This is a genomic window from Candidatus Binatia bacterium (genome assembly GCA_036382395.1).
In the GTDB taxonomy this organism is placed as follows: Bacteria; Desulfobacterota; Binatia; order HRBIN30; family HRBIN30; genus JAGDMS01.
This window is the reverse complement of record DASVHW010000009.1, coordinates 18,012-28,110: the sequence shown is the minus strand read 5'-3', so window position 1 is coordinate 28,110 and position 10,099 is coordinate 18,012. Positions and strand designations below refer to the sequence as shown.

Here is a 10,099-nt window from a genome sequence, read left to right as displayed (position 1 = left end):
GTGCTCCTGGCCAATCTTCGGAGCGTGCAGGAACGCAGCAGCCTGCCGGAGTCCGCTGCGCTCTTCGATCCGGCGTGCGGCTACCCTGCCGGAGTGCAGCCCAACGCGCCCGAGGCTGTGCCTCATTTTTCCATCGAAATGGAGACCGGGACCGGGAAAACCTACGTCTACCTGCGCACGATGTTCGAGTTGAACCGGCTCTACGGGTTCACCAAGTTCGTCGTCGTTGTGCCCAGCATCCCCATTCGTGAGGGCGTGAGGACGAGCGTGCAGCTCACGCGCGAGCACTTCGCCGCGCGCTACAACAACACCGCCTTGGACTGCTTCGTCTACGACTCACGCCAGCTTGGCCGTGTGCGCCAGTTCGCCAGCGCGAACACGCTGCAGCTCATGATCATCAACATCCAATCGTTCGTGAAGGACGTGCAAGACCTCAGCGACGAGGGGGAAGCCGCAAGCCGCCGGCGCGGCGCCGCCAATGTGATCAATGTCGAGCAGGATCGGCTGTCAGGCCGCCGACCCATCGAATTTATCCAAGCGACACGCCCGATCGTGATCCTCGATGAGCCGCAGAGCGTCGAGGGCGACACGCGCGAAAGCCTGACGAAGTCGCATCAAGCCATCTTGCGCCTTAATCCGCTCTGCACGCTGCGCTACTCAGCGACGCACAAGAACCCGTACCACCTGCTCTACAAGCTCGGTCCGGTCGAAGCGTACGACCTCCGTTTGGTGAAGCGGATCGAGGTGGCCAGCGTGCAGGCGGACGAGACCGCCAACGACGCCTTCGTCAGATTGGAGAAGGTGGACAACCGCAACGGCATCAAAGCCAAGCTGAAGATCAACGTTGCCGGCCGGGATGCCCGGGTGAGTCAGAAGTCGGTCACCGTGAAAGCGGGCGACGACCTGCACGTGAAATCGAAGAGCCGCCAGGAATACGCCAACGACTGGATCGTGCGCGACATCTGCTGCGAGGCGGGCAACGAGTACGTGGAGTTCAGCAACGGGCGGGTCGTCACGCTCGGCAGCGCGCTAGGCGGCATGACGGATGACGTGATGCGGGCGCAGGTGCGCGAAACCGTCGAGCGGCACCTGCAAAAGGAGAAGGCCCTCAAAAAGCGTGGGCTGAAGGTGCTGTCGCTGTTCTTCATCGATCGCGTCGGCAACTACCGCACCTACAACGACGACGGCACGTACGGCCTCGGGAAGATTGGCCGGTGGTTCGAAGAAGCCTATCGCGAGCTCACAGCGAAGCCGCTCTACAAGGGCGTCATCGACCTGCCAGCCGAGCAGGTCCACGGCGGGTATTTCTCCAAGGACAAGTCGAAGGCCAGCAGGGACCGGTTCAAAGACACGAGCGGCAAGACGCAAGATGACGAGGACACGTACGCGCTGATCATGCGCGACAAGGAACGACTGCTGGATTCAGACGAGCCGCTACGCTTCGTCTTCAGCCACAGCGCACTGCGCGAGGGCTGGGACAATCCCAATGTCTTCCAGATTTGCACACTGAACGAGAGCAAGTCGGCGGATCGCAAGCGCCAAGAGATCGGGCGCGGCCTGCGCCTACCGGTCAACAAAGATGGCGAGCGTGTCCGCGACGCCGACATCAACATTCTGACCGTCGTTGCGAACGAAGCCTACGAAGAGTTCGCGCGCACCCTGCAGACGGAATACGAGGAGGACTACGGCATCCGCTTCGGCAAGGTGCCACGGGAGGCCTTCACTAAACTGGTGGCGCCGGCTGCCCCGGGTGAAGCGGTTCGCGCGATCGGCACGCCGGCCTCGCTGCGGATCTGGGATCACTTGCAGGCCAAGGGCTACCTGAATCCCGAGGGTGAGTTGCAGCCAGCTTTCGACCCGCGCCGGCGCGGTTTCGTGCTCGATGTGCCGCCGGACTTTGCGGAGCTACGCGCTGCGATCACCGACCAGCTCAGCCGGTTTGTCTTCAAGAACCGGATTCTCAACGCGCGCGATCGCAAGCCGCTCAATTTTCGCAAGCACGTGTACGACGAAAGCGGCGACTTCAAGGCACTGTGGCAGAAGATCAGCCAGCGGACGCGCTATCGTGTGGAGTTCGCCTCCGTAGAACTCAAACAACGGGCGGTCGCGCGTTTGCGGGGAATGCCTCGCATCCAACCCGTCCGAGTTCAAGTGCAACGCGCTGAGATCGGCATCACGCAGGCTGGGGTCGAGCCGGTGTCGATCCTTCAGGAACGGCAGATCGACGCGCAGCCATCAAGTTGGCTGCCCGATATCCTCGGCTACCTGCAGAATGAGACGGAGCTGACGCGGTCGACGCTGGTTGGCATCCTCGTCGAGTCGGGGCGCCTGGCGGAATTTCCGGTCAATCCCCAGGCCTTCGTCACCCAGACGACGAAGCAACTTCAGCGTGCGCTCTCGGACTTGATGCTCGAGGGAATTCGCTACGAGAAAGTCGACGGTCAGTTCTGGGAGATGCGTCGCCTGGAGCCGGAGGGCGAGGACGAGCTGTTTCGCTATCTCGATCGGCTGTACCAGGTGAAGAGCGCCGACAAGACGCTGTACGACTTCGTCGAGTTCCAGTCCGAGGTGGAGCATCGATTCGCCGAGCAGCTGGACGGCAACCCGCGTGTGCGATTCTTTCTCAAGCTCCCATCTTGGTTCACCGTCGACACCCCAATCGGGCCATACAACCCCGACTGGGCGATCGTGTACGAAGACGACCTCAAAGTATACCTGGTGCGAGAGACGAAGGGCACGACGGATCCGGACGATCTGCGTGAAACCGAGCGGCGCAAAACCGATTGCGGCGGCAAGCACTTCGCGGCGTTGGGCGTGGACTTCAAGGTCGTCTCCACCATCCGAGACGCGCTCGACCCAGCACGGTTCTCGGGAGACTGGGCGGAAGATCAGTAGGGTAGCTGCCCCTTCCGCATTGGCGAGATCCTCGAATCGGCGCGCAGGAGCGTCGCGCGCACCGTTAACACCACACAGGTCGTGGCCAACTGGCTCGTCGGGCGGGAGATCGTGGAAGAGGAGCAGGCTGGGAAGCGAAGGGCAGCCTATGGGGCGGAGCTGCTTTCCGACTTGGCGGCCAAGTTGACACGGGAGTTCGGCACCGGCTACTCGGTGGACAACCTCGAGCTGTTCCGCCGTTTCTACCTGGAATACACCCGGCTGTTGCCGGATGAGAAATCCGAGACGGTGCGTCGGATTTCTGCTTCATCGCAAAAATCCGACGCAGTGCGTCGGAAATCGGAGCGGCGCGCCGCCTTCATCGGTGCCGAGAAACCCCACGCACTGCGTGGGGAATTGACCAATGCCGTATCCGCACTACAGATTGGCTACGGGGTACGTGACGAATTCGAAGACGAGGCTGGCTCGGTGAGCCGGATGATTCGCCACGCACCGCGTGACGAATCGTGGCAGCCCGGCCGACTGCATCCCAACCTGTCGTGGACTCACTATCGCACACTCCTGCGCGTCGGTCGCGTTGACGCGCGAGCCTTCTACGAAATCGAGGCGATCCGCAACACTTGGTCGGCGCGGGAACTGGAGCGCCAGATCAACAGCCTGCTGTTCGAACGCCTGGCGAAGAGCCGCGACAAGAAGGGCCTGATGAGGCTGGCGACCCGCGGCCAAGAGGTTATGCAGCCGATTGATGTCTTCAAGGACCCTACGGTCATCGAGTTTCTCGGCCTGCCGGAGTCCCCGCGACTGGTGGAATCGAAGCTGGAACAGGCGCTGATCAACAATCTTCAGACGTTCCTGCTCGAGCTCGGCAAGGGCTTCGCCTTCGTCTCCCGGCAGGAGCGCATCACGCTCGACGGCGACCACTTCTACATCGACCTGGTTTTCTACCACACCATCCTGAAGTGCTACGTGCTCATCGACCTCAAGGTGGGCAAACTGACGCACGCCGACCTCGGGCAGATTCAGTTCTACGTCAACTACTTCGACCGCGAGCGACGCACCGAGGGCGACAATCTCACGCTGGGGCTGATCCTGTGCCCGGACAAGAACGATGCGGTAGTGAAATACACGTTGGGTGAGCAGCTGGCGCGGAAGATCTTCACCAGCCGCTACCAGCTCTATCTTCCGACCGAGGAGGAGCTGGAACAGGAGCTGCGCCGGGAGCTGCGGCAACTCGCGCTTCCTGGGCCGCAGGTAAGAAGAAAGCGGACACGCAAGCCATGAACCGCCACGTCAACGCCATCGCCGGCCGCCTGAGCCTGCGCCCGCCGCAGCGCCGCTCGTTGGAAATTCTCGACCGCATCACCGAGATCGCCCCGCCCCGCAAGGGCGCCGACACCGCCACCTTGCTGGAGGCCATCCGCAGCGAGTTTCCATCGGTAACGGACTTCGAGCGCGAGTTTCCGTCGCTGTGCTTCGCCCTTGCCACGGGCGTAGGCAAGACGCGTTTGATGGGCGCCTTCATCAGCTATCTGCACCTGGCGCACGGCCTCGACAACTTCTTCGTCCTGGCGCCGAACCTGACCATCTACAACAAGCTGATCGCCGACTTCACGCCGAACACGCCGAAGTATGTGTTCAAGGGCATTGCTGAGTTCGCGGTCAATATGCCGGCTCTCATTACGGGCGACAACTACGATCAGCGAGACCCGGCCAGCGGCTCCCTGTTTGGAGGGGTGCGAGTCAATATCTTCAACATCTCCAAGATCAACTCGGAGGTCCGTGGCGGAAAGCCCCCGCGAACCAAGCGGATGATCGAAATCTTAGGGGAGAGCTACTTCGACTACCTTGCCGGGCTTCCCGACCTAGTGTTGCTGATGGATGAGTCGCACCGGTACCGGGCAAGCGCGGGCGTTCGGGTGATCAATGAGCTCAGGCCGATTCTCGGGCTGGAGCTGACGGCCACGCCCTTCGTGGAAACGAGCAAGGGCCCGGTGGCGTTCAAGAACGTGATTTACGACTATCCGCTGGGCAGGGCCATGGCCGACGGGTTCGTGAAGGAGCCGGCAGTCGTCACGCGTAAGAACTTCAACCCCGCCGGCATGTCGGCGGAGGAGATCGAGCGCTTGAAGCTGGAGGACGGCGTGCGTCTGCACGAAAGCGTGAAGGTGGAGCTGGAGACCTACGCACGCGAGAGCGACAACTCCATCGTCAAGCCGTTCCTGCTGGTGATTGCCCGCGACACGACGCATGCGGGCCAGCTCATGGCGCTGATCCAGTCCGACGGCTTCTTCGAGGGGCGGTACAAGGACAAGGTGATCCAGGTGGATTCCAGCCGGACCGGCGCCGAAGAAGAGGAAATGATCACGCGGCTGCTCAAGGTGGAGCATACCGAAGAGCCGACCGAGATCGTCATCCACGTCAACATGCTGAAAGAAGGCTGGGACGTGACCAACCTCTACACCATCGTGCCGCTGCGGGCGGCCAATGCACGCATTCTCATCGAGCAGTCCATCGGCCGCGGCTTGCGGCTGCCCTACGGCAAGCGCACCGGTGTAACCGCCGTGGACCGGCTCAACATCGTCGCCCACGACAAGTTCCAGGAGATCATCGACGAGGCCAACAAGCCAGATTCCGCCATCCGCTTGCAGGCAGTGGTGCTGGATACCGACCAACTCGGACAGAAGACGGCGACGGTAGTGTCGCAATCGCAGCTCGCCACCAAGCTGGGGTTGAAGCCGGCACAGGTCACCAGCGGCACGACGGTGGCTGGGCAAGACCAGGCGCCCGTGTTCACCAAACCGGAAGAGCAGCAGGTGGCGCAGATCGCCTGGCGGGTAATCCGCAAGCTAGAGAACCAGCCGCAGACCCTACCCACCATCGAGCACCTGAAGAAGCCGGAAATCCAGGCCGCCATCGTGAAGGCGGTCGAGGAGCAACGTGCGCCCACGCAGATGGAGCTGGAAGGCGTGGTGGAGAAGCCGGATATCGCTGCAGTGGTGGCGAAGACCGTGGACCTAGTCATGCAGGAGACCATCGATATCCCCAGAATTTTGGTCGTGCCCAGGGGTGAAGTGAAGTCAGGGTTCAAGGCGTTCACGCTGAAGCTCGACACGCTCAAGTACCCGAAGATCTCCGATGAACTTTGGATTCAGTACCTGCGCACCAACCAGCTCGAAGTGGTGGCGCTCGGGCGTGGCAGCATCGAGGAGGCCAGGCTTGAAGACTATGTCGTGAGTGGTCTGGTGGACTTTGACGACATCTCCTACGACGACCACGCCGATCTGCTCTATGACTTGGCCGCGCAGACGGTGCGGCATTTTCAGAGCTACCTCAAGTCCGAGGACGATACGCGCAAAGTGCTGCGCTGCTATCAGCGCGACATTGCGCGCTTCATTCACGCCCAGATGCAGGAGCACTACTGGGAAGACGCGTCCGGCTATGAAGTGAAGATCAGCAAGGGCTTCACCGAGCTGAAGGAGAGCGCCTATACCTACTCCGTGCAGGACCCGCCGGCGGACTACCGGGTCGCGCCTTCGGATAAAAGCAACATGGCGAAATACCTGTTCGGTGGGTTCAAGCGTTGCCTCTACTCCGTGCAGAAGTTCGACTCAGACGCCGAGCGCAAGCTCGCGGCGACTCTGGATCGCGACGCCGTCAAATGGTTCAAGCCAGCCAAGGGGCAGTTCCAGATCTTCTACCGGCAAGGGGCGGATCACTTGGAATACCAGCCGGACTTCGTCGCGGAGACCGCCGACACGATCTACATGCTGGAGCCGAAGGCCAGCAACCAGATGGATGATCCGGTCGTGCTGGCGAAGAAGGCAGTGGCCATCCAGTGGTGCGCGAACGCATCCACTCATGCCGCGACGTATCACGGCAAGCCGTGGCGCTACGTGTTGATTCCGCACGACGCGATCGCGGAGAACATGACGCTGAAGGGATTAGCCGCGCGGTTTGGCAGCTGAGCACGAACCGAGGCTTGCGGCACGTAGGAACGAGTATTCCGCGTTCGGGAGCGGATGCAGTTGATGGCCGAAATCTCTAAGGACGCGACGGGGAGCGAACGGGTGACGAGCCTGCAGTGATGGATCGCATCGACCGAGAGACGAATACGCACGGTCTCGATGTAGCGCCACGCGGCATGGGCGTAGGGTGCAGAGCCGCAGCATACAGTAATCAAGGATTATAGGGACTGGCGTGTACTGCAACTCGGAATACTCGGACCTACGTCCCTCAATGGCCCACTCGGTTTCACGAGGCTGGCGATGGTGCCAGCCGGGAGAAAGGGAGAGCCTTTGATAAGTGTTAAGCTACGGGCTACAATCCCTCGGTGAAAATACGGAACTTCGCCCATAAGGGGCTCAAGCGCCTCTACGTCGACGGCAGCGCGAACGGCGTGCCGCCCGATACCGTGGACAAGCTCCGCAAGATGTTCGCGTACCTCGATGACATGAAAGACCCTGAGGAATTGCGTGCGCTCACGGTCTGGAAGGTGCACACGCTGACCGCCGATCGCAAGGGGACGTGGAGCCTGAGCGTCACCCGCAACCTGCGTCTGACGTTCCGCGTCGACACCGCAGAGCGCACAATCTTCGACGTGAACTTAGAAGACTACCACTAGGAACAAGGAGGAAACGCTATGCCGATGAAGAACCCGCCCCATCCCGGAGATTTCATCCGAACGGAGATTATCGAGCCCGCTGGACTGACGGTCACGGCGGCGGCGGCGGTGCTTCAGGTTTCCCGCCCCGCCCTGTCCAGTCTGCTCAATGGCAAAGCCGATCTCTCCGGGGATATGGCCCTGCGGATCGAGAAAGCCTTTGGCGTGAAGATGGACACGCTGATGCGGATGCAGTCCTCTTACGACATCGCGCAGACCCGCGAGAGAGAAGGACAGATCAGAGTGAAGCGCTACGTTTCCAAGCAGCGCCATTCCCCCGCCGCGTCACCCGCCTAAGGTCAGGCTGACCCCTGCCCCGCCCGCCGCCGCGCGCCGAAGACCTGGGCTTCTATGGTGTGAGCTTTGGCGATCATCTGGTGACGACCAGAGAACCAGGGGATGCATATTTGTACACCAAAGATGGCACCGTGCTGTGGGAGCCGCACACGCATTGGCCCGATCCGTGGGTGATCATCGCAGCGCTCGCTCGAGAAACGAAAGACGCGAGATTTTTGACGACCGTGTATGTATTGCCGATGCGCGATCCGTTCTCCGTCGCGAAAGCGCTTTCCACTGCGGCGGTGATCTCCAACGATCGGGTGGTTCTCGGTATCGGTGTGGGCTGGCAGAAAACCGAATTTGAATTGACCGGCCAAGATTTCCACACCCGTGGTAAACGCTGCGACGAGCAGATTGCGGTGATCAAGAAACTGCTCACCGGGGAGATGGTGGAATTTCACGGCGAGTTTTTTGACTTCAACCCGCTCATGATGTCGCCGGGCACCTCGCGGCCGATCCCGATTCTTGTCGGCGGCGAGAGCGCCGCGGCATTTCGCCGCGCGGCGCAGAACGACGGCTGGTTGGGTGTGCGTTACACGGAAGAACAAATCCCGCCGATGCTCAAGCGCATTGATGCAGCGCGAAGAGAGCACGGCACACTCAATAAACCTTTCGATGTGTGGCTGGCACCCATGATGTCAGGACCCGACACCTACCAACGCTTGGAAGAGATGGGTGTGACGATGGTGAGCGGCGCGCATTTCTTTGTTGACGGGAAAGTGGTGCCCACCACACTCGACTTCAAAAAGCGACGCATGGAGGCGTTTGCAACGCAGTTTCTGAAATAAAAGGAGAAAGCGTTCCCGATGCCGATATTGGAGGTTCCACCTTCTTCCGCTCCCTTCCCGCCCCGAGTGTCTAAATAGGACAGTGCCCGGCGGACGCTCCCGTTGACCCGACGGCGTGGTCTGTGCGATCAGCCTGACGATGGATGATCAACTGCGGCAGTCCGTAGGTGAACGGGCGCGCGCACTGACGGACTTTCTCATCGCCACCCGGCGGGACATCCACGCGCATCCGGAGCTCGGGAATCAGGAGCGGCGTACGCCGGAACTGATCGTCGCGGCGCTGCAGCCCATGGAGTTCGAGATACAGGAGCACGTCGGCGGCACCGGCGTGGTCGCCGTCCTGCGCGGTGCCCATCCTGGTCGTACGCTGGCGCTACGCGCCGATATGGACGCGCTGCCACTGAACGAGGATGCGGAGCGGCCGTACCGCTCCACTGTTCCGGGAGTCATGCACGCGTGCGGTCACGATGGTCATGTGGCCATGGCGCTGGGGGCCGCCCGCATTTTGTACGACGTGCGCGACCGGCTGCACGGCAACGTCAAGCTTCTTTTTCAACCGGCGGAGGAGACGTACGGCGGGGCCAGCGAGATGATTGCGGACGGCTGCCTCACACGGGCGCCGGCTGTCGATGCGGTGTTCGGCCTGCACCTCGAGCCGCTGGGTGCTGTGGGCGAGCTGCGGGTGCGCCGCGGGCCGGTGATGGCCAGCGCCGACGTGATTCGGGTGGTGGTGAAGGGCACAGGCGGCCACGCCAGCGAGCCGCATGCGTGCATCGACCCCGTGCCGCCCGCGGCGCAGATCATTACCAATCTGCAGACGCTGGTGACCCGGCGCTTCGACGTGAAGAACCCGGTGGTCATCAGCATCACCTTCCTGCAGGCCGGCGCGGCTTTCAATGTGATCCCGTCGGAGGTGGTACTGGGGGGCACCGTGCGCACGGTCGACCCAGCGGTGCGGGCCGACATGCCGGCACGGCTCGAGCAGGTGATTCGTCACACGGCAGAAGCCTTCGGCGCCACCGCGGAGCTGGCGTATGTCCATGGCTCCGGCGTGGTGGTAAACCATGCCGGGTTCACCGATTTCGTGCGCCAGGTGATCGGCGAAACGCGCGGCAGCGATGCCGTCATCGAGATGGAGCACCCGGTGATGGGTGCGGAAGACTTCGGCCTCTACCTCGAACACGTCCCCGGCACCTTCGCCTTCCTCGGGGCGCGGCCCGCACACCAGGAACCGTTCCCGTTGCATCACGCGCAGTTCGACTTCGATGAGCGCGCCTTGCCGCTTGGCGTCGAGACCCTGGTGACGGTGGCACTCGAGTATCTGAACGGCGCTGTGCGCTGACTGCCGCAGCCGGTGCCGGCGCTGTCGCGGCGCGCCCTGTCTCTCACGCCCGGCAGCATCCGGACGATCTCGCAA

General features: G+C 62.0%; 7 protein-coding genes. All 7 read left to right on the top strand.

Translation table 11 applies throughout. The features are described from left to right. On the top strand, positions 1-2,895 hold a 2,895-nt coding region (locus tag VF515_00530; GenBank protein HEX7406110.1), incomplete at its 5' end, for a DEAD/DEAH box helicase family protein. An 18-nt stretch (positions 2,896-2,913) separates the two neighbouring features. Beyond that, positions 2,914-4,176 (top strand): PDDEXK nuclease domain-containing protein, encoded by a 1,263-nt coding sequence (locus VF515_00525; GenBank protein HEX7406109.1) that lies wholly within the window; start codon positions 2,914-2,916, stop codon positions 4,174-4,176. Then, positions 4,173-6,860, top strand: a complete 2,688-nt coding sequence (locus tag VF515_00520; GenBank protein HEX7406108.1) for a DEAD/DEAH box helicase family protein — start codon at positions 4,173-4,175, stop codon at positions 6,858-6,860. Before VF515_00525 ends, VF515_00520 begins: the two co-directional genes overlap by 4 nt. 365 nt (positions 6,861-7,225) lie before the next feature. Then, positions 7,226-7,516 carry a type II toxin-antitoxin system RelE/ParE family toxin gene (locus VF515_00515; protein ID HEX7406107.1) on the top strand — a complete coding sequence of 97 codons (291 nt, stop codon included), beginning with the start codon at positions 7,226-7,228 and terminating at the stop codon, positions 7,514-7,516. Between the two features lie 18 nt (positions 7,517-7,534). After that, entirely contained in the window at positions 7,535-7,852 is a 318-nt protein-coding gene (locus VF515_00510; GenBank protein ID HEX7406106.1) for a HigA family addiction module antitoxin, read from the top strand. Between the two features lie 14 nt (positions 7,853-7,866). Next, complete coding sequence (locus tag VF515_00505) at positions 7,867-8,682, top strand: TIGR03619 family F420-dependent LLM class oxidoreductase (GenBank protein ID HEX7406105.1); 816 nt, start codon at positions 7,867-7,869, stop codon at positions 8,680-8,682. Between the two features lie 139 nt (positions 8,683-8,821). Next, the gene (locus tag VF515_00500) at positions 8,822-10,024 is read left to right on the top strand and encodes a M20 family metallopeptidase (protein ID HEX7406104.1); all 1,203 of its coding nucleotides are present in this window, start codon (positions 8,822-8,824) and stop codon (positions 10,022-10,024) included. Positions 10,025-10,099 lie beyond the last annotated feature (75 nt).